The sequence below is a fragment of the Streptomyces sp. NPDC051310 genome (genome assembly GCF_044455245.1).
Taxonomy (GTDB): domain Bacteria; phylum Actinomycetota; class Actinomycetes; order Streptomycetales; family Streptomycetaceae; genus Streptomyces.
In genome coordinates, this window is sequence record NZ_JBITEO010000061.1 from 1 (window position 1) to 1,301 (window position 1,301).

Annotated in this window: 1 protein-coding gene; it reads left to right on the forward strand. The window is 68.6% G+C overall.

Annotated features, from left to right (window positions below; all coding sequences use genetic code 11):
- Nucleotides 1–1,301, forward strand: a 1,301-nt coding sequence (locus ACIA79_RS33545) for a methylmalonyl-CoA mutase (protein WP_399432209.1), incomplete at both ends; no start/stop codon positions are given.

The window sequence follows — 1,301 nt, forward strand, 5'->3', positions numbered from 1 at the left end:
GGTTCGTATCCCTTCACGCGGGGTGTGTACCCGTCGATGTACACGGGCCGGCCGTGGACGATGCGGCAGTACGCCGGCTTCGGTACGGCGACGGAGTCGAACGCCCGGTACAAGCAGCTGATCGCGAACGGCACGATGGGCCTGTCGGTCGCCTTCGACCTGCCGACCCAGATGGGCCACGACAGCGACGCGCCGATCGCGCACGGCGAGGTCGGCAAGGTCGGTGTGGCGATCGACTCCATCGACGACATGCGGGTGCTGTTCGGCGGGATCCCGCTGGACAAGGTCTCCACGTCGATGACGATCAACGCCCCGGCGGCGCTGCTGCTCCTGCTGTACCAACTGGTCGGCGAGGAGCAGGGCGTCCCGGCGGACAAGCTGACCGGCACCATCCAGAACGACGTGCTGAAGGAGTACATCGCCCGCGGCACGTACATCTTCCCGCCGAAGCCGTCGCTGCGGCTGATCGCGGACATCTTCAAGTACTGCAAGGCCGAGATCCCGAAGTGGAACACCATCTCGATCTCCGGCTACCACATGGCGGAGGCCGGCGCCTCGCCCGCGCAGGAGATCGCCTTCACCCTCGCCGACGGCATCGAGTACGTCCGTACGGCCGTCGCCGCGGGCATGGACGTCGACGACTTCGCGCCCCGCCTGTCGTTCTTCTTCGTCGCCCGCACCACGATCCTCGAGGAGGTCGCCAAGTTCCGCGCCGCCCGCCGGATCTGGGCGCGGGTGATGCGGGACGAGTTCGGGGCGAAGAACCCCAAGTCGATGATGCTGCGCTTCCACACCCAGACGGCGGGCGTGCAGCTCACCGCGCAGCAGCCCGAGGTGAACCTGGTGCGCGTCGCCGTCCAGGGCCTCGCGGCCGTCCTCGGCGGTACGCAGTCGCTGCACACCAACTCCTTCGACGAGGCCATCGCGCTCCCGACCGACAAGAGCGCCCGCCTGGCCCTGCGTACGCAGCAGGTCCTCGCGTACGAGACGGACGTCACCGCCACCGTCGACCCGTTCGCCGGGTCCTACGTCATCGAGAAGATGACCGACGAGGTGGAGGCCGCCGCCCTCGAACTGATGACGAAGGTGGAGGACCTCGGCGGCGCCGTCAACGCCATCGAGCGCGGCTTCCAGAAGAACGAGATCGAGCGCTCCGCCTACCGCATCGCCCAGGAGACCGACTCCGGCGAGCGGGTCGTCGTCGGCGTCAACCGCTACACCCTCGACGAGGAGGAGCCCTACGAGCCCCTGCGCGTCGACCCGGCGATCGAGGCCCAGCAGGCCGAGCGCCTCGCCAAGCT